This is a genomic window from Diaphorobacter oryzae DSM 22780 (assembly GCF_059568935.1).
The window spans coordinates 246,093-270,247 of the sequence record NZ_JCANUL010000002.1 but is presented as its reverse complement, the minus strand read 5'-3'; the positions used below and the strand labels follow the sequence as shown (position 1 = coordinate 270,247).

Sequence of the window (24,155 nt, the reverse complement as noted above, 5' to 3'; positions counted from 1 at the left end):
ATTTATTACACAGAGTAATCAATTGATGGCACGTGAATTCGGTGATGTGATGCTGGGAAGCATCGAACTGTTTTGCTTGGCGGCCGAGGCCGAGAGCTTTACCGAGGCTGCCCTGCAAGCCGGACTGACCCCAGCGGCAGTGAGCCGCTCCGTGGCGCGGTTGGAGGAGCGGCTGCAGGTGCGCCTTTTTGTGCGCAGCACCCGCCAGATACGTCTGACCGACGGAGGCCGCAGGTACTACGACCACTGTCGCCAAGCGCTCATTCGCATCAGCGAGGCCGAGCGTGAGCTGACGGGCACGCAGGCCGAGCCCGCAGGCACTGTGCGCATCAGTGTGCCCACCACGCTGGGGCACTACCGCATCCTGCCGGCACTGGTGTCGTTTCGCATGCGCTACCCCAACGTCCAAGTGGAAGTGGAGTTGAGCAACCGAAACGTGGACTTCACCGCCGAAAGCTTTGACCTGGCGGTGCGCGCGCGGGTGCAGGCAGATTCGGGCCTGATTGCACGCAGGCTGCTGGACGCCGATTTGGTGGTGGTGGCTACGCCGGAGTATCTGCGGCGCAACGGACACCCCGCCTTGCCCGAAGATCTGGCCACGCATGAATGCATCCAGTTCCTGCTGCCGAGCACGGGGCAGGCAGTGGGATGGGTCTTTCGCCGTGGCGGACTGGACTTTGAGCTGCGCACATCGGGTGGCCTGCACTGTGCGGGAGATCTGCTGGGGGTTACCACGCTTGCTCGCCATGGCGCAGGGCTGCTGCAAACCTACCGTTTTCTGGTGGAAGACGACTTGGCGCAAGGACGACTGGTGGAGGTATTGCCAGAGTTTGCGGGGCCATCCAGGCCGTTTTCCATCATCTATCCGGCGGCACGCCACATGCCGCTGCGGGTGCGTGCCTTGATCGACCACCTGATTGAGCAGGTGGCTGCTCCAAAAGCACTTTCCCCTTTTGCCGAGCCATCTCTCGCGCGAGAGCAGAAGAGAAAAAAGGAGCGGGCAGGTCTACCCAACGGCTAGTCCGCCGATTTCCCGGATGCAGGGGACTAGAGCAGCGGTTGAGACAGCGCATGCGCCAGCACATGGGCCAGCATCGCGGCCTCAAGCCCCCAGCGGGCAAACAGCGCACCCGCCACGAGGCCGAACACGGTGTTGCCGATCAACACAAAGGCCAGCACATCGGGCGTCAGCACCCCGGCCATGGCCTGTGCGGCGGGCACATGCCCGGCCGCGAACAACAGCGCGCTGAGCACCACGGCCACAGCGACCCACACAGGCCGGGGGCTGCCTTGCCCGCGCTGCAGCACGCGCCAAAGCAGCCACAGCAGCAGGCCCATGGCGCCCCAGCGAACGAGCAGTTCTTCGGTGATGCCGCCATAGAGCACCTTGACCAGCAGCGGCATGGTGCTGGCAGGATCCGCGGGCCGCAATTCGGAAGGAGCGACATGCGCCAGCAGCACCAGCCAGATGGCGCCGAACATACCGCCCAGCAAACCCGGCATCCATTGCGGCCGCAGCGCCGGGGCCACTCGCCGCCCGCTCAGCCACGCCGTCAGCGCGGGCGCCTGCAGACCGATCCGCGGCGCCCCCCAGGTTCCCACTGCCACGGCGGCCGCCAACAGCACCGCCGCCTGCAAACCGCTGAGCAAGACCACCGCCCACAGCGGCAGAGGCAACAGCGCCTGATTGGCAGCCAGCGGCGGCACCAGCGCCCACACCACAGCCACCACACCCGGCATGCCCAGCAACCACAGCAGCACGCCCAAACGCCAGCGGCCCAGCGGGGGGCGGGCCGCGGGCTCGCTCATCGCATCAGCGCCTCGATCTCGTCGGCCTTCACCGGCACGCCGCGCGTGATCAGCTCGCAGCCAGACTCGTTGACGATGGCGTCGTCTTCAATGCGGATGCCGATGTTGTGGAACTGCTCGGGCACACCGTCGGCCGGGCGCACGTAGATGCCGGGTTCGATGGTCAGCACCATGCCGGGCCGCAGAACGCGGCTGGGACGGTTGGTGATGGTCTCGCCCGAGAGCGGGTCTTTGCGTTCGCTCAGTTGGCCCACCTCGCCCGGCTCCACGTAGCTGCCGCAGTCGTGCACGTCCATGCCCAGCCAGTGGCCCGTGCGGTGCATGTAGAACTGGAAGTAGGCGCGGCGGTCGATCACGTCCTGCACCGTGCCCACCTTGTTGGCGTCCAGCAGCCCCAGGTCGAGCATGCCCTGCGCCAGCACCGCCACCGTGGCGTCATGCGGGTCGGTGAAGCGGTTGCCGGGGCGCGTGGCGGCGATCGCCGCCTTCTGGCTCTCCAGCACCAGGTCGTACAGCGCGCGCTGCGGGCCGGTGAAGCGGCCGTCGGCCGGGAAGGTGCGCGTGATGTCCGACGCATAGCCGTCGAGTTCGCAGCCGGCGTCGATCAGCACCAGCTCGCCGGCGCGCACGGGCGTGGTGTCGGCGCGGTAGTGCAGCACGCAGGCATTGGCGCCCGCGGCGACGATGGAGCCGTAGGCCGGGTACTGCGAGCCCTCTTCGCGGAAGGCGTGCAGCAGCTCGGCGTCCAGGTGGTACTCGCGCACGTCCTGGCCGGCGCGCAGCATGCGGCTGCTGCGCTGCATGGCGCGCACATGGGCGCGGGCGCTGATGGCGGCGGCGCGGCGCATGATGTCCTGCTCGTGCGCATCCTTCACCAGGCGCATCTCGTCGAGCAGCAGGCACAGGTCGCCCTGCTGCGCCGGGCACAGCGCGCCGTAGCGCACGCGCGCTCGCACCTGGTTCAGCCAGGCTTCCACACGCACCGCCAGCCCCGCATGCGTGGCGAAGGGGTACCAGACGCTGGCGCGGTTTTCCAGCAGGCGCGGCAGCCGCGCGTCGAGCTCGGCCGCGGAATGCGCGGCATCCACGCCCAGCGTGGCCACGGCAGCCTCGGGGCCGAGGCGGTAGCCGTCCCAGATCTCGCGCTCCAGGTCCTTGGGCAGGCAAAACAGCGTGCTCTGCCCCTCGGCCGTCAGCACCAGGCAGGCGCCCGGTTCCGTGAAGCCGGTGAGGTAGTAGAAATAGCTGTCGTGGCGGTACAGGTATTCGCTGTCGCGGTTGCGCGAGTGCTCGGGCGCGGTGGGCACGATGGCGATGCCGCCCGCGCCCAGTTGGGCTGCCAGACGCGCACGCCGTTGGGCGTAGATGGAGGTCATGCGCTATCGTACTGCGGCCCCGCCATCGCCCCACGGCCTCCCCGCCCTTGCCCCCATCTCGTCCATGTCCGCCCTGTTTGCCCTTGCCTCCACCACCCTCCTGGCCCTGCTGGGGCCGCTGCTCACCGCGGCGCTGCTGCTCTACGGCGCCTACGTCCGGCTGGTGGACTCGCCCCACAAATGGCTGCTGGAGCGGCGCACGCTGATCGCGCTGTGCCTGGTGGCGCTGCTGTGCGACGGCTGGCTAGGGCTGCGCCTGTTCCTGTCGCAGCGCGCCCAGGACCAGCGCCAGGAGGGCGCCGTGGTGCGCGCCAGCCGCGAACGCTTCGAGCTGCCGCGCGACTTCCAGTACGGCGAGCTGCTGGTCCCCGCGGGCAGCCTGATCAACCGCCGCGACCCCTTCGACAAGGGCGAGGCCCGGCGCCCGCTGGCGCTGCACGGGCTGGAGGCGGTGCGGTTCTCGCAGCCCGTGCAGGTGGCCGGCGTGTGGGCGCAGGCGCTGCAGACGCTGCCGATGCGCGTGGAGCTGGCGCAGGACCAGCGCATCGGCCCCCTGCATCGCTACGACGCCGCCCGCCAGGAATGGGTGGTGAACCCGCTGGTGCCCGCCCTGGCCTGCAAGCGCGGGCAGATCGCCGTGTTCCAGGTGCCGCACATTTCCTACGACGCGCAGGCGGAGATGGACAGCCCCCCGCCCGACGGCCCGCTGGCGCGTTTTCTGCCCAGCCAGTGGCTGTTCCAGAAATGCGAGAACGGCGAGCCCGTGGACGTACAGCCCGCGCTGGCCGGCGGCGCGCCCGTGTGGAGCGACTGAGGCGGCGCGCGCTCAGCGGTTGAGTTCGGCCAGGCGCTCGGGCGTGCCCACGTCCACCCAGAGCCCGGTGTAGAGCTGCGCCGTCACGCGCCCCGCATCCATGGCGCGGCGCAGCAGCGGCGCCAGCGGCGCGGCCACGCCCAGCGGGTTGCCGGGCGCGATGTCGCACCAGGGCACGGCGAACAGCTCGGCGCGCAGCAGGGCGATGGTGCTGTAGGTGTAGCGCGCGCGCCCATCGTCCGCCGGCAGGTGGAGCGCGCGGCCGTCCTCCGACAGGCCGAAGTCGCCGCGCGGGTGGTGCGGCGGATTGGGCACCAGCCACAGATGGGCCAGGGCGTCACCATCAGCGAAGCGCCGCGCCGCGTCGGCATCGAAGCGGAAGTCGGGCGCGAACACATCACCGGCCGCCAGCCAGAACAGCGGCCCCAGCCGGGGCAGCGCGCGCGCGATGCCGCCCGCCGTCTCCAGCGCGGCGCCGAAGTCCCGCCCCTCGTGCGAGTATGAAATTGATAGCTGCTCGCGCTTATCCAGATTGCCTTGCAAGCCAAAAACGCTTGAAAACCTGTCGCTGATCTGCTCGCCCAGCCAGGCCGTGTTGATCACCGCGCGCGCCACGCCCGCTTCGGCCAGCGCGCGCAGGTGCCACTCCAGCAGCGGGCGCCCGCGCACGTCGAGCAGCGGCTTGGGACAGGTATCGGTGAGCGGGCGCATGCGCTCGCCGCGGCCGGCGGCCAGCAGCATGGCGGGGAACTGGGGCATCGTCATGGGCCCGCAGTGTAGGGGCCGCAGCGCCCCCGGTCAGGGCAGCAGGCGGTAGCCCACCGCCGTCTCGGTGAGCAGGTGGCGTGGCTGCGCCGGGTCGACCTCGAGCTTGCCGCGCAGATGGCCCATGTAGACGCGCAGGTAGTGGCTCTGGTCGCTGTGCGCCGGTCCCCAGACCTCGCGCAGCAACTGGCGCTGGGTGAGCACGCGCCCGGCGTTGGCCACCAGCACGGAGAGCAATCGGTACTCGGTGGGGGTCAGGTGCACCTCGTCGCCGGCGCGGCGCACCACGCGCCGGGCGCGGTCCACCTCCACCGCCCCGGCCTCCTCGCCAAAGCGGAACACCGCATCGGCCGGCGCCGGCGCCTCGCCCGCCGCCGCGCGCGGGCGGCGCAGGTTGGCGCGCACGCGCGCCAGCAGCTCGCCGGTGCCGAAGGGCTTGGTGAGGTAGTCGTCCGCTCCCGCGTCCAGCGCGGCGATCTTGTCGGCCTCGTCGGCGCGCGCAGAGAGCACGATGATGGGCACGCTGGACCAGCCGCGCACGTCGCGGATCAGCTCCACGCCGTCGCCGTCGGGCAGGCCCAGGTCGAGCACCAGCAGGTCGGGGTGGCGCGTACCGGCAGCCACCAGGCCCTCGCGCTGGGTGGCGGCCTCGTGCACCAGCCAGCCCTCGTCCTCCAGCGCGCCGCGCACGAAGCGGCGGATCTGGGGTTCGTCCTCGATCACGATGGCGGTGAGGCTAGGGGGAGAAGACATAGGAATTCATTCGGTAACGGCGGGCGGCGGACGGCGCGGCAGCTCGATGGTGAACGCCGCGCCGCCGCTGCCATGCGCATCGGCGGCGGCGTTCGTGGCCGAGATCTCGCCACCATGCGCCTGCACGATGGCCTTGCAGATGGCCAGGCCCAGCCCCACGCCGGGCGTGGTGGACTCCGCCTGGCCGCGGGTGAACTTGTCGAACAGCACCTGCTCGCGCCCGCGCAGGTGGGGCGGCAGGCCCGGGCCGTGGTCGCGCACGGTGATGCGCAGCGCCTGCGGCAGCGCGCTGGCGGCCACGACGATGGGCGGCGCGCCGTAGCGCGCGGCGTTCTCCAGCAGGTTGACCAGCACGCGCTCGATCAGCACGGCGTCGAACTCCACCAGCGGCAGCTCGGGCGCCAGTTCGGTGCGCACCGCCATGCCGCCCAGGGCCGGCTGCGCGGCGCGGATGGCCGCGCCCACGACCTCCTCCACCGACTGCCACTCGCGCCGCAGCTGCACGGCGCCGCTGGCGCTGCTTTCCAGCCGCGCCATGTCCAGCAGGTTGCCCACCAGCGTGCTCAGCGCGCGCGCCTGGGCCACGATGGCCTGCGCCGCCTGCGCCTGCGCGGGCGACAGCGGGGGCGCCAGCGTGCGCAGCGACTCGGCCAGCCCGATCAGCGCCGTCAGCGGCGTGCGCACGTCGTGCGAGATGGCGCCCAGCAAGGCGTTGCGCAGGCGTTCGGACTCGATGTCCACCACCGCCTGCTGCGCCACCTCGACGTAATGCACGCGCTCCACGGCAATGGCGATCTGGCGCGCCAGGGTTTCCAGCTGCCGCGCCTGCTCGGGAATCACCAGCCAGCGCGGCTGCGCCGGACGCAGCGCCAGCACGCCGCGCACGCGCATGGGCGCCACCAGCGGCACGTAGTGCCAGGGCTGGGCCGACAGGGTGGCCGTGGTCAGGCCCGCGCTCTGGCCCTGGCGGAAGGCCCAGTCGGCCACGCTGAAGTCGAACCCCTCGGGCGGATCGGACGGGGGCACGAGCCGGTCCTGGGCGTCGGTCAGCAGCACCCGGGCCTCGCCGCCGAAATGGCGCTGCACCGCCGCCGCGCCCAGCGCCTCGACCTGGCTGGCCTGCAGCGCCGCCGACAGCTCGCGCGCCAGTTCGAACAGCGACTGCGCGCGCCGCTCGCGCCCCGCCGACACGCTGGCCGCGAAGCGCAGGCCCGCCGTGAGCTGCCCCACCAGCAGGCCCACGCCCAGCATGACGGCGAAGGTCAGCAGGTACTGCACGTCGCTCACCGCGAACGAGAAGGTGGGCAGCACGAAGAAGTAATCGAAGGCCATGACGTTCAGCGCCGCCGCGAGGGCCGCCGGCCCGCGCCCGAAACGCCACGCCACGCCCACCACGCCCAGCAGGTAGAGCATGACGATGTTGGTCAGCTCCAGCACGCCCGACAGCGGCGCGGCCAGCCCGGTGAGGGCCACGCTGCTGCCCACGGCCCAGGCAAAGCCGGGCCAGGTGGCGGCATCCGGCTCCTCGGGCAGCTCGCCACGCGCCGGGGCCGCCCAGGGCGTGCGCGCCAAGCGGCGGGCGCTGTCGGCCGGGGCCACACTGACCAGGTCCAGCGTGGGCGCGATGCGCGCCAGCCGCAGCGCCAGCGGCGCGCGCCACCACCCGGCCCAGCGGCGCCAGCCGGCGCGCGCGCGGCCACGGCCCAGCACCAGCATGGCGCAGTTCAGGCGCTGCGCCTGTTCGGCCAGCGCGGGCGCCACCTGCTCGTCGCTCAGCACGGCGGTTTCCGCGCCCAGCTCCTGCGCCAGGTGCAGCACGGCCAGGATGCGGTCGCGCGCGGCATCGTCCAGCCGCGCCAGGCGCGGCGTTTCCACGTAGACGGCATGCCAGCGCACATTGAGCTGGCCCGCCATGCGGGCCGCCGCGCGCACGGTCTGCGCCGCGTCCTGCTCCGGCCCCACGGCCGCCAGGATGGCGCCCGAGGTGTTCCACGCCGGGGGTGCGCCGCCACCCAGCGCGCCGCTCTCGCCCGACTGCTCGATGCGCCAGCCCCGCACGTCGTCCTCGACGTGGTCGGCCGTGCGGCGCAGGGCGATCTCGCGCAGCGCGATCAGGTTGCCCTTGCGAAAGAAGTTCTGCGCCGCGCGCTCGGCCTGCTGGGGCAGGTAGACCTTGCCGGCGGCCAGCCGCGCCGCCATTTCGTCGGGCGTGGCATCAACCAGGGTCACCTCGTCGGCCTCGTCCAGCACGCTGTCGGGCACGGTCTCGTTCACGCGGATGCCGGTGATGGCGCCCACCGTGCCGTTCAGGCTCTCCAGGTGCTGCACATTGAGCGCGGTCCACACATCGATGCCGGCGGCCAGCAGCTCCTCCACGTCCTGCCAGCGCTTGGCATGGCGCGAGCCGGGCGCGTTGCTGTGCGCCAGCTCGTCCACCAGCAGCACCTGCGGGTGGCGCAGCAGCGCGCCGTCCAGGTCGAACTCGCGCAGCAGCTTGCCGCGGTAGGGCCGCTCGCACGGCGGCAGGGCCTCCAGCCCCTCGACCAGCGCGGCGGTCTCGCTGCGGCCATGGGTTTCGACCACGCCGATCACCACGTCGCGGCCGGCCTCCCGTTCGCGCCGGGCCGCGCTGAGCATGGCCCAGGTCTTGCCCACCCCGGCATTGGCGCCGAAGTAGATGCGCAGGCGGCCACGCTGCGCGCGCACCTCGTCGGCGCGCAATTGCGCGAGCAGGGCGTCGGGGTCGGGGCGGCTGGCTTCGGGCATGGCGGGGGCAGGTTAACGCATGGGCGGTGCCGGGCGGCCACCGCGGGCGGGGCGGCGCCGGGGGCGCTGGCCCCGGCTCACCAGCACCCAGGCCAGCAGCACGGGCACGCCGAGCGCCGCCAGGGCGCACAGCAGGTGCAGCCAGTCATCGGCCATGGGCGGCGTCCAGCGCCAGGTTGAGCGCCAGCACGTTCACGCGCGGCTCGCCGATCAGGCCGAACAGCAGCGGCTGCTCCGTATGCTGCCCCACCAGATCCACCAGCTGCTGCGGCGCCAGGCCACGCAGGCGGGCAATACGCGGCGCCTGGTACAGGGCGGCGGCGGGGCTGATGTGCGGGTCCAGCCCGCTGGCCGAGGCGGTGACCAGATCGGCGGGCACGGGCGCCTGGTTGCCGGGGTCGGCCGCGCGCAGGGCTTCGATGCGGGCCCGGACCGCGTCGACCAGGGCCGGGTTCAGCGGGCCCTGGTTCGACCCCGAGGAAGCCGCCGCGTTGTACGCCATGGGCGCCGTGGCCGACGGCCGGCCCCAGAAATGGCGGGGGTCGCTGAAGGACTGGCCAATCAGCGCCGAGCCCACGACGGTTTCGCCCTGCACGACCAGGCTGCCCGCCGCCTGCTGCGGGAACACGGCGCGCGCCGCACCGGTCACGGCCAGCGGGTAGACGATGCCGGTCAGCACGCTCAGCAAGGCAAACAGGGCCAGCACCGGGCGCAGCAGCGCGTGGCGCTGGCTCGGGCCTTGGTTGGGGTTGAGGTTGTTGTTCATCTCCGGCTCCTTTACACCAGGCCGCTGGCGGCCAGCAGCATGTCAATCAGCTTGATGCCCACGAAGGGCACGACCAGCCCGCCCAGTCCATAGACCGCCAGGTTGCGGCGCAGCAGCGCGGATGCGCCGACGGGCCGGTAGCGCACGCCCTTGAGCGCCAGCGGGATGAGCACGACGATGATCAGCGCGTTGAAGATCACGGCGCTCAGGATGGCCGAGGACGGGCTGGCCAGATCCATGACGTTCAGGGCGCCCAGGTGCGGATAGGTGCCCATGAAGATCGCCGGGATGATGGCGAAGTACTTGGCCACGTCGTTGGCGATGGAGAAGGTGGTGAGCGAGCCGCGCGTCATTAGCAGCGCCTTGCCGGTCTCCACCACCTCCAGCAGCTTGGTGGGGTTGGAGTCCAGGTCCACCATGTTGCTGGCCTCCTTGGCGGCCTGCGTGCCGCTGCCCATGGCCACGGCCACGTCGGCCTGGGCCAGCGCGGGCGCGTCGTTGGTGCCGTCGCCGGTCATGGCCACCAGCCGGCCTTCGGCCTGGTACTGGCGGATGAGGCGCAGCTTGTCCTCGGGCGTGGCCTCGGCCAGGAAGTCGTCCACACCGGCCTCGGCCGCGATGGCGGCGGCGGTGAGCCGGTTGTCGCCCGTGATCATCACCGTGCGGATGCCCATGCGCCGCAGCTCGGCGAAGCGATCGCGGATGCCCGCCTTGACGATGTCCTTGAGCTCCACCACGCCCAGCACGCGCGCGCCCTCGGCCACGGCCAGCGGCGTGCTGCCCCGGCGTGCCACCGCGTCGGCGGCCTGGACCACCTCGGGCGGCAGACGCCCGCCCAGCGCCTCGACATGGTGGCGCAGCGCCTCGACGGCGCCCTTGCGCAGCAAAACCCATTCACCCGCCCCGCCCTTCGCGGCCGGCAGGTCGGCCCCGCTCATGCGCGTCTGGGCCGTGAAGGGCACGAACAGGGCCCCCGGCACCGGCTGCGAGGTCACGCCCTCGCGCCGCGCCAGCTCGACGATGCTGCGCCCCTCGGGCGTTTCGTCGGCCAGCGAGGCCAGCAGCGCCGCCTGCGCCAGCTGCGCCTTGTCGACGCCCGGCGCGGGCAGGAAGGCACTGGCCTGCCGGTTGCCGTGGGTGATGGTGCCGGTCTTGTCCAGCAGCAGCACGTCCACGTCGCCCGCGGCCTCCACGGCGCGGCCCGAGGTGGCGATGACGTTGGCCTGCATCATGCGGCTCATGCCCGCCACGCCCACGGCCGACAGCAGGCCGCCGATGGTGGTGGGAATCAGGCACACCAGCAGGGCCACCAGCGCCGTCAGCGACACCACGGCGCCCGCGCCGGAGGCCTGCACGCTGAAGACCGAATAGGGCAGCAGCGTCACGGTCACCACCAGGAACACGATGGTCAGCGCCACCAGCAGGATGGTGAGGGCGATCTCGTTGGGCGTCTTGCTGCGCTTGGCGGCCTCCACCATGCCGATCATGCGGTCCAGGAACGACTCGCCCGGGTTCACGCCAATGCGCACCACCAGCCAGTCGGACAGCACCCGCGTGCCACCGGTCACGGCGGAGAAGTCGCCGCCCGACTCGCGCACCACCGGCGCCGATTCGCCGGTGATGGCGCTCTCGTCCACCGAGGCCACGCCTTCGATCACCTCGCCGTCGAGCGGGATCATGTCGCCGGCCTCGACCAGCACCACGTCGCCCTTGCGCAGGTCGGTCGCCTGCTGGGGCAGGAAGCCGCTGTCGCGGTGCACGCCCTTGAGCTTCTTGGTCCAGGTGTCCTTGCGCAGGCTGCGCAGCGACGCGGCCTGGGCCTTGCTGCGCCCCTCGGCCAGGGCCTCGGCAAAGTTGGCGAACAGCACGGTGAACCACAGCCACACCGCCACCGCCAGGACGAAGCCGGCGCCCATGCCGGTATCGCCGGGCGCGTTGAGCGTGTGCAGCCACAGCAGCGTGGTGAGGATGCTGCCGACATAGACGACGAACATCACCGGGTTGCGCCACTGCGCGCGCGGGCTGAGCTTGGCGAAGGCGCCGCGCAGCGCCGGCCGCAGCAGGGCGGGATCGGCAAGCGAAAGATTTTTTTGCATTGAAGTCATGGCTGACTCACTTCCAGAGCATCAGGTGCTCGACCACCGGCCCCAGGGCCAGCGCCGGCACATAGTTCAGCAGGCCCACCAGCAGCACGGTGCCGACCAGCAGCACCACAAACAGCGGGCCGTGCGTGGGCAGGGTGCCGGAGGTGACCGGCAGGCGCGGCTTGCCCGCCAGCGCCCCGGCCAGGGCCAGAACCGGCACGATCACGGTGAAGCGGCCCAGCCACATGGCCACGCCCAGCATGGCGTTGTAGAAGGGGGTGTTGGCCGACAGCCCGGCGAAGGCGCTGCCGTTGTTGTTGGCCGCCGAGGTGAAGGCGTACAGCACCTCGGAGAAGCCATGGGCCCCGGGGTTGGCGACGCCGGCGCGCCCGGCCGTGGTGCTCACGGCCACGGCCGTGCCCAGCAGCACCACCAGCGGCGTGACGAGGATGATGAACGACACCAGCTTCATCTCGAACACCTCGATCTTCTTGCCCAGGTACTCGGGCGTGCGGCCGATCATCAGGCCGGCGATGAAGACCGCCAGCACGGCGAACACCAGCATGCCGTACAGCCCCGAGCCCGCGCCGCCAAAGACCACCTCGCCCAGTTGCATGAGCACCAGCGGCACCATGCCGCCCAGGGGCGTGAGCGAGTCGTGCATGGCGTCCACGGCGCCGCACGAGGCGGCGGTCGTCACGGCCACGAACAACGCCGTGCCGGAGATGCCGAAGCGCAGCTCCTTGCCTTCCATGTTGCCCAGGGCCGGGTCCACCCCCAGCGCCGTCAGCAACGGATTGCCTGCGCGCTCCGCCCAGGTGACGGCCACCACGGCGGCCACGAAGATCACCGCCATGGCGGCCAGGATCGCCCAGCCCTGGCGGCTGTCGCCCACCGCCCGGCCGAAGGCGAAGCACAGCGCGGCGGGGATCAGGAAGATCGCCAGCATCTGCACCAGGTTGGCCAGCGCCGTGGGGTTCTCGTAGGGGTGGGCCGAGTTGGCGTTGAAGAAGCCCCCGCCGTTGGTGCCCAGCAGCTTGATGGCCTCCTGCGAGGCCACGGGCCCCATGGGCAGCGTCTGCGTCTGCGTGCGCAGCTCCTGCACCACCGGCTGTCCCGCCGCGTCGAGCAGCGGCTGGCCGTCGGCGCCGGTCTGCGGCGCCAGGTAGGTGGTGGCCTCGACGGTCGCCACCTGGCGGTAGCCGTCGAAGTTCTGGATCACGCCCTGCGACACGAAGAAGAGGGCGATCACGAAGGCGATCGGCATCAGCACCCACAGGGTGATGCGCGTGAGGTCCGCCCAGACGTTGCCGACGGCGCCAAAGCGCGTCCCTGCGGCCGGGCGACCCTCGCCCCGCCCGGCAAAGCCACGCACCAGCACAAAAGCCACGGCAATGCCGGTGGCCGCCGACAGGAAGTTCTGCACCGCCAGGCCCAGCATCTGGCTGAGGTAGCTCATGGTGCTCTCGCCCGCGTAGCCCTGCCAGTTGGTGTTGGTCACGAAGCTGATGGCCGTGTTGAACGCCGAGTCGGGCGTCACGGCGCCGAAGCCCTCGGGGTTCAGCGGCAGCCATCCTTGCAGGCGCTGCAGGCCATAGAGGGCCAGCGCACCCAGCGCGTTGAAGGCCAGCAGGGCCAGCGCGTAGGCGCGCCAGCCCATGGATTCGTCCGGACGCACGCCGGCCAGCCGGTACAGCGGCACCTCGGCCCGCTGCAGCCAGCGCGGCAGGCGCCCGTCGATGAGGGCCGCCAGCCAGCGGCCCAGAGGCCAGGCCAGCAGGCCCAGCAACGCCAGAAACAGGGCCAGCAGGCCCCAGGAAGAGGTGTTCATGGTCAGAACTCCTCGGCGCAGATCAGCGCGAACACAAGGTAGGCCATCAGGAGGACGGCCAGCAGCCCTCCCAGGCCGTAAAGAACTTCGAGCGCCATCACACCGGCTCCCCGCGCGCCCGTCCCAGGCGATCCAGGCCCACGGCCAACTGCGCCACTGCCAGCCAGAGCAAGCCCAGCCCGGCAACCCATACGATGTCCATACAACACACTCCTGCCAATCCAAACAGATGACAGGCAGTCTCCCGAAGGGCGCATCAAAACGGGGTAGAAAGGCCTCGGCGGCCTGTAAAAAAAGTGTCAACGGCCGGCGGGCCGAGCCGCCGGCGCGGTCGCCCAATTCGCGGCTGGTGGGCAGGCGGGCCGCCTGCCCGGTAAAATTGCAGGTTTACCCTTACAGCCCCTTCCGGAACCGCCCCGATGGCCAATTCTCAACAAATGGCGAATGCGATCCGCGCACTCGCAATGGATGCCGTTCAACAAGCCAACTCGGGCCATCCCGGCGCCCCCATGGGCATGGCCGACATGGCCGTGGCGCTGTGGGGCCGGCACCTGCGGCACAACCCCGTGAACCCGCTGTGGGCCGACCGCGACCGCTTCGTGCTGTCCAACGGCCACGGCTCCATGCTGCTGTACGCGCTGCTGCACCTGACCGGCTACGACCTGCCCATCAGCGAGCTGAAGAACTTCCGCCAGCTGCACAGCAAGACCGCCGGCCACCCCGAGCACGGCATCACCCCCGGCGTGGAAACCACCACCGGCCCGCTGGGCCAGGGCATCACCAACGCCGTGGGCTTCGCGCTGGCCGAGAAGCTGCTGGCCAAGGAATTCAACCGCGACGGCCATGCCATCGTGGACCACCACACCTACGTGTTCCTGGGCGACGGCTGCCTGATGGAAGGCATCAGCCACGAGGCCATCGCTCTGGCCGGCGCCTGGAAGCTGAACAAGCTGATCGCGCTGTACGACGACAACGGCATCAGCATCGACGGCCAGGTGGCACCCTGGTTCATCGACGACACGCCCGCGCGCCTGCGCGCCTGCGGCTGGAACGTGATCGGCCCGGTGGACGGCCATGACCCCGAGGCCGTGGCCGACGCCATTGCCCTGGCCAAGGACAGCCAGGACAAGCCCAGCTTCATCGTCTGCAAGACGGCCATCGGCAAGGGCTCGCCCAACCGCGCCAATACCGCCAAGGCCCACGGCGAGCCGCTGGGCGCCGACGAGATCACGCTCACGCGCAACGCCATCGGCTGGAGCCATGCGCCGTTCGAGATCCCCGCGGAGATCTACGCCGACTGGGACGCCAAGAACACCGGCGCCGAGGCCGAAGGCCAGTGGCAGCAGCGCTTCGACGCCTACGCCGCCGCCTTCCCCGAGCTGGCGGCCGAGTTCACGCGCCGCATGGCCGGCGACCTTCCCAAGCATTTCGCGCAGACCGCCGTGGACGCCGTGGTGGCCGCCCACACCAAGGCCGAGACCGTGGCCAGCCGCAAGGCCAGCCAGATCGCCCTGGAGGCCTTCACCGCCGCCCTGCCCGAGCTGCTGGGCGGCAGCGCCGACCTGACGGGCTCCAACCTCACCAACACCAAGAGCACGCCCGCGTTGCGCTTCGACGAGGCCGGCAACGTGCTGCAGGTGGAAGTGGCCGTGGGCAACGAGACCGTGAAGGTCGGCGGCCGCCACATCAACTACGGCGTGCGTGAGTTCGGCATGGCCGCCATCATGAACGGCCTGGCGCTGCACGGCGGCTTCATCCCCTACGGCGGCACATTCCTCACGTTCAGCGACTACAGCCGCAACGCCATCCGCATGGCCGCGCTGATGAAGCAGCGCGTGGTGCATGTGTTCACGCACGACTCCATCGGCCTGGGCGAGGACGGCCCCACGCACCAGTCGATCGAGCATGCCGCCAGCCTGCGCCTGATCCCGGGCCTGGACGTCTGGCGCCCCGCCGACACGGCCGAGACCGCCGTGGCCTGGAGCGTGGCCCTGTCCAACCGCAACAAGCCCACCGCGCTGCTGCTGTCGCGCCAGAACCTGCCCTACGCGGCCAAGACGGACCTGGGCGACATCTCGCGCGGCGCCTACATCCTCAGCGAGCCCGCTGCCGTGGGCCTGAAGAAGAAGGCCCAGGCCGTGATCATCGCCACCGGCTCCGAGGTGCAGCTGGCCCTGGCCGCGCAAAAGCTCCTGGCCGAGAAGAAGATCGCCGTGCGCGTGGTCTCCATGCCCAGCACCACCACCTTCGACCGCGAGGACGCCAAGTACAAGAAGCTGGTGCTGCCCGCGGGCCTGCCGCGCATCGCCGTCGAGATGGGCGTGACCGACTTCTGGTGGAAGTACGGCTGCGCCGCCGTGGTCGGCATCGACACCTACGGCGAGTCGGCACCCGCTGGCGTGCTGTTCAAGCATTTCGGCTTCACGGCCGAGAACGTGGCCGACACCGTGCGTGCCGCGCTGCAAAAGGCGCGCTGAGCCGCGACGCCCCGGATTTCGTGTTTCGGTAATTCACTTTCTACAGAGGCAAATCTATGACGATCAAGATTGGCATCAACGGCTTCGGCCGCATTGGCCGCAACGTGCTGCGCTCGGCCGTGCAGAACTTCTCGGACATCGAAGTCGTTGGCATCAACGACCTGCTGGAGCCCGAGTACCTGGCCTACATGCTGCGCTACGACAGCGTGCACGGCCGCTTCAAGGGCGAGGTCTCGGTGGATGGCAACACGCTGATCGTCAACGGCAAGAAGATTCGCCTGACGCAGGAGCGCGACCCCGCCAACCTGAAGTGGAACGAGGTCGGCGCCGACATCGTGATCGAGTCCACCGGCCTGTTCCTGGACAAGGCCACGGCCCAAAAGCACCTGGACGCCGGCGCCAAGAAGGTGCTGCTGTCGGCCCCCTCCAAGGACGACACGCCCATGTTCGTGTTCGGCGTGAACCACGCCACCTACGCCGGCCAGGCCATCATCTCCAACGCGTCCTGCACCACCAACTGCCTGGCCCCCGTGGCCAAGGTGCTGCATGACAAGTGGGGCATCAAGCGCGGCCTGATGACCACCGTGCACGCCGCCACCGCCACGCAAAAGACCGTGGACGGCCCGTCCAACAAGGACTGGCGCGGCGGCCGCGGCATCCTGGAAAACATCATCCCCAGCAGCACCGGCGCCGCCAAGGCCGTGGGCGTGGTGATCCCCGCGCTGAACAAGAAGCTGACCGGCATGTCCTTCCGCGTGCCCACCTCCGACGTGTCGGTGGTGGACCTGACGGTGGAGCTGGAAAAGGAAGCCAGCTACGACGAGATCAAGGCCGAGATGAAGGCCCAGTCGCAGGGCGCCCTGAAGGGCATCCTGGGCTACACCGAAGACAAGGTGGTGGCCACCGACTTCGTCGGCGAGACCTGCACCTCGGTGTTCGACGCCGAGGCCGGCATCGCCCTGGACAAGACCTTCGTGAAGGTCGTGTCCTGGTACGACAACGAGTGGGGCTACTCCAACAAGTGCCTGGAGATGGTGCGCGTGATGGCCGGCAAGTAATTTGCCGCCTGATCGGCCCGCAGCGCTTATGCAGTAAGCGCTAACCGCTATCAAAACAGAAGGCCAGAGCCGCATGCCGGTTCTGGCCTTCTGCATTTTGCGCACCCACTCTGCGCTGCACCCGGCGCACCACAGTCGTTGCTCGACATTGGGCCGCGCCCGCTGCGCCAGCATGCGGGCATGACTGAATCCCCCTCCTCCACCCTCCAGCCTCTCATCACCTGGGACGACTTCACCCGGGTCGAACTGCGCGTGGGCCGCATCGTGGCCGCAGAGCCGTTTGCGCAGGCGCGCAAGCCCGCCTACATCCTGCGGGTGGACTTCGGCCCCGACATCGGCACGCGCAAATCCAGCGCCCAGATCACGGCGCATTACCCGGCCGAGGCCCTGGTGGGGCGGCAGGTCGTGGCCGTGGTCAACTTCCCCAAGAAGCAGATCGGGCCCATCCAGTCCGAATGCCTGGTGACCGGGTTTCCGGACGCGAACGGCGACATCGTCCTGTGCATGCCCGAACGGGAAGTGCCCCTGGGCGCCCGGCTGGCCTGAAAGCCCGCGGCACCGTCCGGCATACTCGCCCCATGACTGCCCAGGACGTACTCCACTTCTGGTTCGACCAGAGCACCCCCCAGCAATGGTTCGCCAAGGACGCGGCGTTCGACGCCGCCATCCGCGCGCGCTTCGGCGCGCTGCATGCCCGCGCCGCCCAGGCCGAGCTGTGGCACTGGCGCGGCGACGCCGCCGGGCGGCTGGCCGAGATCCTGGTGCTCGACCAGTTCTCGCGCAACCTGCACCGCGGCGCGGCGGCCGCCTTCGCGCAGGACGGCATGGCCCTGGTGCTGGCCCAGGAGGCCGTGGCCCGGGGCCTGGACGCGGGCCTGTCCACCGACCAGCGCGCCTTTCTCTACCTGCCCTACATGCACAGCGAATCGCTGGCGGTGCAGCAGGAGTCGCTGCGCCTGTTCACCGCACTGGGCCACCCCGTGAACCTGGACTTCGCGCAGCGGCACGCGGCCATCATCGCGCGCTTCGGCCGCTACCCGCACCGCAACGCCGCACTGGGCCGCGCCAGCAGCGCCGAAGAGGCCGCCTTTTTGCTGCAGCCGGGCAGCGCGTTCTGACGGCGGGCGCAAAAAAAGGGCCGCCGGCACATGCGTGCCGGCGGCCCCTGGTTCTGCATTAAAAGCGGCTCTGGCGCCCTGCTATCAAGCGCCAGAAGCTATTAAATCAATAGCAACCCCTTATTCTGCCGTGCGGATGCTTTCGCGGCCGTTGCGGTCCTTGGCGCGCTCCAGGTCGTCGCCCAGCGAGCGCACCAGCTTGTCGGTGGCGGCGGCGAAGGCATCGGCCACCTTGCCGGCCTCGGCCGTGGCGGCCACGGGCTGGCGGCCGGCGGGGCGGGCCTCGATCACGCAGCGCTTGTCGGCCGTGCCGGACTTGCCGCCGTCCACGTCGGAGAAGAACACCTCCACGCGCGTCACATGCTCGCGAAAGCGCGCCAGCCGCACGGCGGCCTCTTCCTGGACCCAGCGGGCCAGCGACTCGCCGCCCTGGATGTGGTCATCGGTATGCACCTGGATCTGCATGGTTTCTCCTTTTCGCAAGTGGTCTGAACACCCGGGCCCGCAGGCCCGCCATGCCCACATCATGCATCGGCCGCGGACCCCGCGAACTTGATGCGCATCAATAGACCTGCGTCAAGCCCGGGCGGCGCGCTCCTACACCCGCGCGCCGCGGGGCGCTCCACAATCCACGGGGTTGATGGAGTGCCCCCGATGACGTTTCCCGCCCAGCGACTCAAGATCGGCCTGTCGGCCTGCTTTTCGCATGCCGACCCCGGCCGGCCGCTGTTCACCAACAAGACCCTGCAGTACGTGGAGCAGTCCATCGCGCACTGGATCATGTCGGCCGGCGCGCTGGTGGTCATGGTGCCCTGCCCCACGGGCGAGACCGCGCGCGGCGACGTCACGCTCAAGCATTACGCCGAATGGCTCGACGGCGTGGTCATGCACGGCGGCGCCGACGTCTGGCCCGGCAGCTACGGCGAGGTGCCGCTGCACGACGCCTGGCTGGGCGACCGCGTGCGCGACCTGTACGACCTGGCCGTGGTCGAGGCCTTCGAGCAGGCCGGCAAGCCCATCTTCGGCGTGTGCCGCGGGCTGCAGCTCATCAACGTGGCCTTCGGCGGCACGCTGTACCAGGACATCGAGACCCAGCACCCCGGCGCGCTGCAGCACCGCAACGCCAGCACCTACGACCAGCATTTCCACGAGGTGGACATCGTGCCCGGCACGCGCCTGGCGCGCCTGTACCCGGGGCAGCCGCGCGTGACGGTCAACAGCATCCACCACCAGGGCATCAAGAACCTGGCGCCGGGCTTCGACATCGAGGCCTGGAGCTACCCCGACGGCGTGCCCGAGGCCATACGCCGCCACGCCGCCCCTGGGCGCGGCTACATCGCGGCCACGCAGTGGCACCCGGAGTTCCGCTCGCGCGAGGGCGAGGCGCTGGACGACACGCCCCTGCTGCACGACTTCCTGGCCGCCTGCACCCAGGCGCGCCTGCGCCCACGCCCCGGCCACAGCCCGCTGCAAATCCGCGACCGCGCCTCGCGCCTGCTGCGCCGCGCGCTGCTGCTGCGGCGCTGAGTCCATGCGGCCGATGCGCCGCTTTATGTCAAAACGGCCTCCAGCGCTTGCTGGTCAAGCGCCAATAGCTATCCAATTAATAGCAACCGTATCAATGGTGGTGCCCATGGCCGCCATGCACGTGGCGGTGGGCGATTTCTTCGGCGGTGGCCGCGCGCACCTCGGTCACCTTGCAGGCAAAGCGCAGGGCCTTGCCGGCCAGCGGGTGGTTGCCGTCCAGGTGCACCTCGGGGCCCTTGATCTTGACCACGTAGAACATCTGCGGCTGCCCGTCGGCGCCCGGCCCCTGCAGCTGGCCGCCCACCTTCACGCCGGGCGGGAACTCGCTCTTGGGGATGGTGCGCACCAGGCTCTCGTCGCGCTCGCCGAAGGCGTCCGCCACGGCCAGGTCCACCGTGGCGGCATGGCCCGCGGCCTGGCCTTCCAGCGCGGCCTCGACCTTGGGGAAGATGTTCTCGTAGCCGCCGTGCAGGTAGGCCACATGGCCGGAGTCGAGCGGCTGGCCGGTGGTGGGGTCGGTGAGCTTGTAGCTCAGCGTGACGGCGGTGTCTTTGGTGATGTTCATGGCAAGGATTCAAGAGACGCGGCGGGCGGTCCCGCCGCTGCAGGACCGCATTGTCGGCGAACCACAGTACCCGCGCCCACCTCCGCACGCAGGGCATGCCGGGCAGGTTCGTCAAGACGCCTGCCGGCGGTAGGTGGTGGTCATGAACTGGTGCCAGCTGCCATCCTCCTGCAGGCTGAAGGAGGTGAGCGTGCGCTCGTCCTGCCCCACCAGGGTAATGACGTCGCGGTAGCGCGCCGTCTGGCCGTCGCCCTTGAAGCTGGGGCCCGTGGTGTCGAGCGTGAGCACGCGCTGCCCGGCATCCAGCCTGCCTTCGTAGATCCACATGTGGGTCATCATCGAGCCGATCCAGTTGCCCACGAAGACGCCGCGCCCGGGGTCGTAGCCCAGCGTCATGAGCATCCGTGCCATGCCGCCGCCGGGCATGTCGCCCTCGCCTTCGCACAGAATCCACAGCGCGCCCAGCGGGCGCACGCGCTCGGTGCCGCTGGACTGGCAAGGGGGCTCGCCCTGCCCCGCCGGGGCCTCGGATTCGAAGCGCCAGTCGCCCACGAGCTGGGCCAGCCAGCGATGTTGTTCCTGGGGTTCGGCTTGCATGGTGTCACTCCTGCATGCAGTGCATGAAAGACCGCACGGCCCCGCGCCGGCGCGGGGTGGCGGTCGGTTGCGAACGGCCGTGTGCGGCTAGCCGCACAGCGGCTGGTTAAGCTCGGTGCGCCAGGCGCTGGCGTCCGAGCCGGTTTCGGGACCGGTGATGTAGCACTCCCACAGGTCGCCGGTGGTGACCAGGCGCTGCGCCGCTATCCAGTCGCGCAGCGTGCCCCAGGCCTGGGGCAGCTCCTCGTAGCGGCCGCGGTGCATGGTGCGGGCCACGCGCATGGCGGGCCATTCGCCGGGGTGCATGCGGCCCGCCGGGTGCACCGGCTTGTCCACGGGAATGCCGATCTCCAGGTCGAAGCTGTCGGTGGGCCGGCGCAGGTGGTGGATGAACAGCGGCCCCACGGCCTCGGCACCCTGGTCCTTGATGCTGTCGAGCAGCTCGCGCACGCCGCGGCCCAGGGCGCAGCGGATCTCCTCGCACGTGCAGCACAAATGGATCACGGCCGTGATGCGCGCGGGGCGGATGTCGATGATCTGCGGTGAGTCGATCATGGAGCCTCCTGTGTGCACTGCGCTCGACCGTGCTGCAGGCGAAAGGGCGTTCAGGCGGTGTCGGTCACCACCAGCCACGACACGCCGAAGCGGTCGTTGACCATGCCGAACGCGGGGGAGAAAAACGTCTTGGCCAGCGGCGCGACCACCGTGCCGCCGTCGGCCAGCGCATCGAAGCGGCTGCGCGCCTCGGCCTCGTTCGCCACCGACAGCGCCAGCGAGATGCCCTGGAACACCGGACTGCCGCCGCACATCCCGTCCGACGCCATGACCACCGTGTCGCCGATGCTCAGCGCGGCATGCAGGATCTTGTCGCCGGGCACGCCGCCCGCTGGCGCGCATTCGCCCCCGGGGGGCTCGGGGCTGTCCTTGACGCGCATCAGCATCCGGGTCTGTGCGCCCAGGGCCTGGGCGTAGAACGCCAGGGCCTCCTCGCAGCGGCCGTCGAACATCAGGTAGGACTGGACTTTCATTGCGTGCTCCTGTCAGTGGTGCGTGGAACATGGAAGACAACGGGACAGCCGTGCTACAGCCGCCTACACGTCGGCGCTGATGGCGGGACCACCCTGGCCGCGCGGGTCCAGCGTGACCAGGATCTGCGTGGCGTCCTGCACGTCGGTGCGCAGCGCCTCGCCCAGGTCCTGCAGCGCGGTGAACTGCCCGTCGAGGTAGAAATAATTGACGGTGGCGGCGATGTCCGCCAGCGCCTGCTCGGCATCGCCGAAGCCCGCCGCGCCCGCCCGGCCATCGCCGTCGAGCCGGTAGGCCCAGCCCTGCGCCTGCCGCGTCAGCGCACCCAGGTCGATGAGCTTGTCGCGCACATTGCGCGCGTACACGCGCCCCTGCGCGGCATAGAGGGTGAAGGTGTGGCCGGGGTGGGTCTCGGGCGACAACGGCGGCGCCATGTCGGCGCGGCCCGGGCTGTGGCGGGTGGTGGACATGGCAGCTTCCTTGGCGGGTTGAGAGGCCACCCTCCATCGTAGGCAGGCGCGCACGCACCGGCTGTAGGAAAACGCCGGGGCCTGGTAACACCGGATCAAACAGGCCTCAAACGCCCACCTATCAAACGCAACAAGCTATTAAAACAGGAGCAATCAACACCCCCTCCGCGCCCTTCAGCGCCGTTGCCTTCCCAGCCACCAGCCCGCCGCCAGGCCCACGGCGCCCAGCAGCGCCACCAGCCCCGCCGAGCCCGCCATGCGCTGGCGGTGGCCGCCGTCGATCGTGGTCTGGCGCGAGGGGCGAAACAGATTGCCCTCGCTGACCGGCGCGGGGCCGGCGCGGCGCAGCCCCTGGTCGCTGAGCCAGCGCAGGGCGCGGCCCGTGCACTCGGGCGCGACGGCATGGGCCACCCGCCCGGGCAGCGCGCCCAGGCCCAGCCAGGTCACGGCGCGCGGCTGCGGGGCGTCGGCCAGGTCCACGATGGCCTGGGCCACGGCGCGCGGGTCCACCATGGGCAGGGGCGGGCGAATGCGCCGGCCCGTGTAGTTGGCGCCATGCTGCAGGCCGGGCGTGTCGACCATGGTGGGCGCCACGTCGCACACATGCACGCGCGGCAGGTCGGCCACCTCGGCGCGCAGGCTCTCGGACAGCCCGCGCAGCCCGAACTTGCTGGCCGTGTAGGCCGCGGCATAGGGCGTGGGCACCCAGCCGCCCAGCGAAATCAGGTTCACCAGCAGGCCGTGGCCCTGGGCGCGAAAGCGCGTGAGCGCCGCGTGCGCGCCGTGCAGATGGCCCAGCAGATTGGCCTCGACCACGCGGCGGTGCGCCGCCAGCGGCACGCCGTCGAAGCGCCCCAGCGCCCCCACGCCCACGGCGTTCACCCACACGTCGATGCGCCCGAAGTGGCGCACCGCCCGGTCGGCCAGCGCCTGCACGGCCTCGGCGTCGGTGACGTCGGTGGGAATGCCCAGCGCCTGCCCGCCCTCGGCGCGGCAGCCCAGGGCCACGGGCGCCAGCGTGTCGGCATTGCGCGCCGCCAGCACCAGACGCGCGCCGCGCCGCGCAAAGGCCAGCGCCGTGGCGTGGCCAATGCCGCTGGAGGCGCCGGTGATCACCACCACCGGAGAGGACGAGGAAACGCGGGGGGCGGTGGCGGGCGTGGCTGGGGTCATGGTGCGTTGCGTGGTTGGGCTATGTGACAGGTACGGCCTTTGTACCCGCCACACCGCCGCCGCCGCGTAGGACAGGCGGCCATCGCGCCCTCATGTGCGCCTTGGCGCCCCCGCCCCCGCGCGTGCCGGCCGCAGCCGGCGCATGCCCAGCACGGCCGCCAGCCAGGACAGCAGCCACACGCCCCACGCACCCAGCGTGGGCACGGCCACGGGCGCCTGGACCGCGTGGCCCACGGTGTGGGCCAGCGCGCCAGACGTGGCGGCGGCATTGTGGGCGTCGCCCGCATAGCTGGCGGTGATGGTGTGCGCGCCCAGCGCCAGCGCGGCCGTGGTGCAGGTGTAGGGCGGCGCGGCCACGGTGCACAGCACGGTAGCGCCATCCAGGAAGGTGACGCTGCCCGTGGGGCTGCTGCCGCCCGCCAGCGTGGCGGTGAAGCTCACGCTGGCGCCTGGTGCGCTGGGATTGCTGCCACCCACCGCCAGGGCCAGCGTAGGCTGGGCCTTGGCCACGCTGTGGGCCAGCGCGCCAGACGTGGCGGCGGCATTGTGGGCATCGCCCGCATAACTGGCGGTGATGGTGTGCGCGCCCAGCGCCAGCGCGGCCGTGGTGCAGGTGTAGGGCGACGCGGCCACGGTGCACAGCACGGTGGCGCCGTCCCGGAAGGTGACGGTGCCCGTGGGGCTGCTGCCGCCCGCCAGCGTGGCGGTGAAGCCCACGCTGGCGCCATGCGCGCTGGGGTTGCCGCCCGCCGTCCGCGCCAGGGTCAGCGTGGGCTGGGCCTGCGCGACGACGGTGACGGTATAGGTGCGCGGCGCGGCGACGCCGTCGCCCGGCGCCACCACCACCTGCACGGTATTGCTGCCCGGGTTCAACGTGTGGGGGGCCGTTGCGCTGCCGCTGGTCACGGGCACGGGTGCACCGTTGACGCTGGCGGACAGGACCTGGTCCCCCACCCAGGCCGTGGGTGTGAGCGTGAGCGCGGTGCCGCCGACCGTGGCCGCATAGGTGACCGTACCCGGGTCGAACGCAGGCGACAGAACCACCGGCGCGCCCCCCGCCTGCAGCACCAGGCCCCGCAGACGCGTCTCGCTGGAGAGCGCGCCGTTGGTGCTCTTGAAGACACTGCGGTACTGCGTGCCCGCGAACAGCGTCTGCCCATCGCTATGCAGCGCCAGGGCC

At 70.8% G+C, this 24,155-nt stretch carries 25 protein-coding genes; 7 read left to right on the top strand and 18 right to left on the bottom strand.

Translation table 11 applies throughout. The annotated features are described in order from the left end of the window. Window positions 1-25: 25 nt before the first annotated feature. Window positions 26-1,021 carry a LysR family transcriptional regulator gene (locus BP68_RS04440; RefSeq protein ID WP_496369406.1) on the top strand — a complete coding sequence of 332 codons (996 nt, stop codon included), beginning with the start codon at window positions 26-28 and terminating at the stop codon, window positions 1,019-1,021. Window positions 1,022-1,047: 26 nt separating this feature from the next. On the opposite strand, the gene BP68_RS04435 is transcribed toward BP68_RS04440, so the two are convergent. After that, a complete protein-coding gene (locus tag BP68_RS04435) occupies window positions 1,048-1,761 on the bottom strand; it encodes a CPBP family glutamic-type intramembrane protease (protein ID WP_496369714.1) in 714 nt (237 codons plus the stop codon). 44 nt (window positions 1,762-1,805) lie between these two features. Then, window positions 1,806-3,185, bottom strand: coding sequence for an aminopeptidase P N-terminal domain-containing protein (locus tag BP68_RS04430; RefSeq protein WP_496369405.1), 1,380 nt, complete (start codon window positions 3,183-3,185; stop codon window positions 1,806-1,808). A gap of 64 nt (window positions 3,186-3,249) precedes the next feature. Between BP68_RS04430 and BP68_RS04425 the strand changes: the two genes are divergently transcribed. Further along, complete coding sequence (locus tag BP68_RS04425) at window positions 3,250-3,999, top strand: hypothetical protein (protein WP_496369404.1); 750 nt, start codon at window positions 3,250-3,252, stop codon at window positions 3,997-3,999. A gap of 12 nt (window positions 4,000-4,011) precedes the next feature. Here the strand turns inward: BP68_RS04425 and BP68_RS04420 are convergent, their stop codons facing one another. The 8 genes from BP68_RS04420 to kdpF are packed head-to-tail and all read right to left on the bottom strand — an operon-like array spanning window position 4,012 to window position 13,065. Continuing rightward, the gene (locus BP68_RS04420) at window positions 4,012-4,764 is read right to left on the bottom strand and encodes a nucleotidyltransferase family protein (RefSeq protein WP_496369403.1); all 753 of its coding nucleotides are present in this window, start codon (window positions 4,762-4,764) and stop codon (window positions 4,012-4,014) included. Between the two features lie 33 nt (window positions 4,765-4,797). After that, entirely contained in the window at window positions 4,798-5,517 is a 720-nt protein-coding gene (gene kdpE, locus BP68_RS04415) for a two-component system response regulator KdpE (RefSeq protein WP_103738485.1), read from the bottom strand. Between the two features lie 6 nt (window positions 5,518-5,523). After that, entirely contained in the window at window positions 5,524-8,283 is a 2,760-nt protein-coding gene (locus BP68_RS04410) for a DUF4118 domain-containing protein (protein ID WP_496369402.1), read from the bottom strand. 12 nt (window positions 8,284-8,295) lie between these two features. Next, window positions 8,296-8,439, bottom strand: a complete 144-nt coding sequence (locus BP68_RS04405; protein WP_496369401.1) for a hypothetical protein — start codon at window positions 8,437-8,439, stop codon at window positions 8,296-8,298. Beyond that, the gene (kdpC, locus tag BP68_RS04400; protein ID WP_454536557.1) at window positions 8,429-9,049 is read right to left on the bottom strand and encodes a potassium-transporting ATPase subunit KdpC; all 621 of its coding nucleotides are present in this window, start codon (window positions 9,047-9,049) and stop codon (window positions 8,429-8,431) included. Before kdpC ends, BP68_RS04405 begins: the two co-directional genes overlap by 11 nt. A gap of 11 nt (window positions 9,050-9,060) precedes the next feature. Beyond that, window positions 9,061-11,154, bottom strand: coding sequence for a potassium-transporting ATPase subunit KdpB (gene kdpB / locus BP68_RS04395; RefSeq protein WP_496369400.1), 2,094 nt, complete (start codon window positions 11,152-11,154; stop codon window positions 9,061-9,063). 7 nt (window positions 11,155-11,161) lie between these two features. Beyond that, window positions 11,162-12,964 (bottom strand): potassium-transporting ATPase subunit KdpA, encoded by a 1,803-nt coding sequence (gene kdpA / locus BP68_RS04390; protein WP_496369399.1) that lies wholly within the window; start codon window positions 12,962-12,964, stop codon window positions 11,162-11,164. A 2-nt stretch (window positions 12,965-12,966) separates the two neighbouring features. After that, window positions 12,967-13,065, bottom strand: coding sequence for a K(+)-transporting ATPase subunit F (gene kdpF / locus BP68_RS04385; protein WP_496369398.1), 99 nt, complete (start codon window positions 13,063-13,065; stop codon window positions 12,967-12,969). Between the two features lie 318 nt (window positions 13,066-13,383). Here kdpF and tkt point away from each other — a divergent pair, with 318 nt between their 5' ends. The 4 genes from tkt to BP68_RS04365 all read left to right on the top strand — a co-directional run bounded on the left by tkt (window position 13,384) and on the right by BP68_RS04365 (window position 17,617). Beyond that, window positions 13,384-15,441, top strand: coding sequence for a transketolase (tkt, locus tag BP68_RS04380; protein WP_496369397.1), 2,058 nt, complete (start codon window positions 13,384-13,386; stop codon window positions 15,439-15,441). Between the two features lie 56 nt (window positions 15,442-15,497). After that, window positions 15,498-16,499 carry a type I glyceraldehyde-3-phosphate dehydrogenase gene (gene gap, locus BP68_RS04375; RefSeq protein WP_496369396.1) on the top strand — a complete coding sequence of 334 codons (1,002 nt, stop codon included), beginning with the start codon at window positions 15,498-15,500 and terminating at the stop codon, window positions 16,497-16,499. Between the two features lie 180 nt (window positions 16,500-16,679). Further along, window positions 16,680-17,045, top strand: coding sequence for a tRNA-binding protein (locus tag BP68_RS04370; protein WP_496369395.1), 366 nt, complete (start codon window positions 16,680-16,682; stop codon window positions 17,043-17,045). 32 nt (window positions 17,046-17,077) lie between these two features. Continuing rightward, a complete protein-coding gene (locus BP68_RS04365) occupies window positions 17,078-17,617 on the top strand; it encodes a DUF924 family protein (RefSeq protein WP_496369394.1) in 540 nt (179 codons plus the stop codon). Between the two features lie 120 nt (window positions 17,618-17,737). Here BP68_RS04365 and BP68_RS04360 read toward each other — a convergent pair whose 3' ends face one another. After that, the gene (locus BP68_RS04360; protein ID WP_496369393.1) at window positions 17,738-18,082 is read right to left on the bottom strand and encodes an HPF/RaiA family ribosome-associated protein; all 345 of its coding nucleotides are present in this window, start codon (window positions 18,080-18,082) and stop codon (window positions 17,738-17,740) included. Between the two features lie 189 nt (window positions 18,083-18,271). Between BP68_RS04360 and BP68_RS04355 the strand changes: the two genes are divergently transcribed. Further along, the gene (locus tag BP68_RS04355; RefSeq protein ID WP_496369392.1) at window positions 18,272-19,144 is read left to right on the top strand and encodes a gamma-glutamyl-gamma-aminobutyrate hydrolase family protein; all 873 of its coding nucleotides are present in this window, start codon (window positions 18,272-18,274) and stop codon (window positions 19,142-19,144) included. Window positions 19,145-19,235: 91 nt separating this feature from the next. Here the strand turns inward: BP68_RS04355 and BP68_RS04350 are convergent, their stop codons facing one another. The 7 genes from BP68_RS04350 to BP68_RS04320 all read right to left on the bottom strand — a co-directional run. Continuing rightward, window positions 19,236-19,709 (bottom strand): FKBP-type peptidyl-prolyl cis-trans isomerase, encoded by a 474-nt coding sequence (locus tag BP68_RS04350; protein ID WP_496369391.1) that lies wholly within the window; start codon window positions 19,707-19,709, stop codon window positions 19,236-19,238. Window positions 19,710-19,820: 111 nt separating this feature from the next. Next, window positions 19,821-20,306, bottom strand: coding sequence for a DUF1579 domain-containing protein (locus BP68_RS04345; protein WP_496369390.1), 486 nt, complete (start codon window positions 20,304-20,306; stop codon window positions 19,821-19,823). Window positions 20,307-20,393: 87 nt separating this feature from the next. Then, the gene (locus BP68_RS04340; RefSeq protein ID WP_496369389.1) at window positions 20,394-20,861 is read right to left on the bottom strand and encodes a GyrI-like domain-containing protein; all 468 of its coding nucleotides are present in this window, start codon (window positions 20,859-20,861) and stop codon (window positions 20,394-20,396) included. A gap of 50 nt (window positions 20,862-20,911) precedes the next feature. Beyond that, window positions 20,912-21,334, bottom strand: a complete 423-nt coding sequence (locus tag BP68_RS04335; RefSeq protein WP_496369388.1) for a VOC family protein — start codon at window positions 21,332-21,334, stop codon at window positions 20,912-20,914. Between the two features lie 63 nt (window positions 21,335-21,397). Next, entirely contained in the window at window positions 21,398-21,802 is a 405-nt protein-coding gene (locus BP68_RS04330; protein ID WP_496369387.1) for a hypothetical protein, read from the bottom strand. A gap of 174 nt (window positions 21,803-21,976) precedes the next feature. After that, window positions 21,977-22,975 (bottom strand): SDR family oxidoreductase, encoded by a 999-nt coding sequence (locus BP68_RS04325; RefSeq protein WP_496369386.1) that lies wholly within the window; start codon window positions 22,973-22,975, stop codon window positions 21,977-21,979. Between the two features lie 90 nt (window positions 22,976-23,065). Then, window positions 23,066-24,155: Ig-like domain repeat protein (locus BP68_RS04320; protein WP_496369385.1), on the bottom strand; the 1,090-nt coding region annotated here is incomplete at its 5' end.

Coding starts and splice junctions, on each gene's coding strand:
- gap (WP_496369396.1), top strand. CDS start 15,498: ATGACGATCAAGATTGGCATCAACGGCTTCGGCCGCATTGGCCGCAAC.
- kdpE (WP_103738485.1), bottom strand. CDS start 5,517: ATGTCTTCTCCCCCTAGCCTCACCGCCATCGTGATCGAGGACGAACCC.
- BP68_RS04325 (WP_496369386.1), bottom strand. CDS start 22,975: ATGACCCCAGCCACGCCCGCCACCGCCCCCCGCGTTTCCTCGTCCTCT.
- BP68_RS04335 (WP_496369388.1), bottom strand. CDS start 21,334: ATGAAAGTCCAGTCCTACCTGATGTTCGACGGCCGCTGCGAGGAGGCC.
- BP68_RS04350 (WP_496369391.1), bottom strand. CDS start 19,709: ATGAACATCACCAAAGACACCGCCGTCACGCTGAGCTACAAGCTCACC.
- BP68_RS04360 (WP_496369393.1), bottom strand. CDS start 18,082: ATGCAGATCCAGGTGCATACCGATGACCACATCCAGGGCGGCGAGTCG.
- BP68_RS04425 (WP_496369404.1), top strand. CDS start 3,250: ATGTCCGCCCTGTTTGCCCTTGCCTCCACCACCCTCCTGGCCCTGCTG.
- BP68_RS04430 (WP_496369405.1), bottom strand. CDS start 3,185: ATGACCTCCATCTACGCCCAACGGCGTGCGCGTCTGGCAGCCCAACTG.
- kdpB (WP_496369400.1), bottom strand. CDS start 11,154: ATGACTTCAATGCAAAAAAATCTTTCGCTTGCCGATCCCGCCCTGCTG.
- BP68_RS04330 (WP_496369387.1), bottom strand. CDS start 21,802: ATGTCCACCACCCGCCACAGCCCGGGCCGCGCCGACATGGCGCCGCCG.
- BP68_RS04355 (WP_496369392.1), top strand. CDS start 18,272: ATGACGTTTCCCGCCCAGCGACTCAAGATCGGCCTGTCGGCCTGCTTT.
- BP68_RS04365 (WP_496369394.1), top strand. CDS start 17,078: ATGACTGCCCAGGACGTACTCCACTTCTGGTTCGACCAGAGCACCCCC.
- BP68_RS04440 (WP_496369406.1), top strand. CDS start 26: ATGGCACGTGAATTCGGTGATGTGATGCTGGGAAGCATCGAACTGTTT.
- BP68_RS04405 (WP_496369401.1), bottom strand. CDS start 8,439: ATGGCCGATGACTGGCTGCACCTGCTGTGCGCCCTGGCGGCGCTCGGC.
- kdpA (WP_496369399.1), bottom strand. CDS start 12,964: ATGAACACCTCTTCCTGGGGCCTGCTGGCCCTGTTTCTGGCGTTGCTG.
- BP68_RS04410 (WP_496369402.1), bottom strand. CDS start 8,283: ATGCCCGAAGCCAGCCGCCCCGACCCCGACGCCCTGCTCGCGCAATTG.
- BP68_RS04370 (WP_496369395.1), top strand. CDS start 16,680: ATGACTGAATCCCCCTCCTCCACCCTCCAGCCTCTCATCACCTGGGAC.
- kdpC (WP_454536557.1), bottom strand. CDS start 9,049: ATGAACAACAACCTCAACCCCAACCAAGGCCCGAGCCAGCGCCACGCG.
- BP68_RS04345 (WP_496369390.1), bottom strand. CDS start 20,306: ATGCAAGCCGAACCCCAGGAACAACATCGCTGGCTGGCCCAGCTCGTG.
- BP68_RS04420 (WP_496369403.1), bottom strand. CDS start 4,764: ATGACGATGCCCCAGTTCCCCGCCATGCTGCTGGCCGCCGGCCGCGGC.
- tkt (WP_496369397.1), top strand. CDS start 13,384: ATGGCCAATTCTCAACAAATGGCGAATGCGATCCGCGCACTCGCAATG.
- BP68_RS04340 (WP_496369389.1), bottom strand. CDS start 20,861: ATGATCGACTCACCGCAGATCATCGACATCCGCCCCGCGCGCATCACG.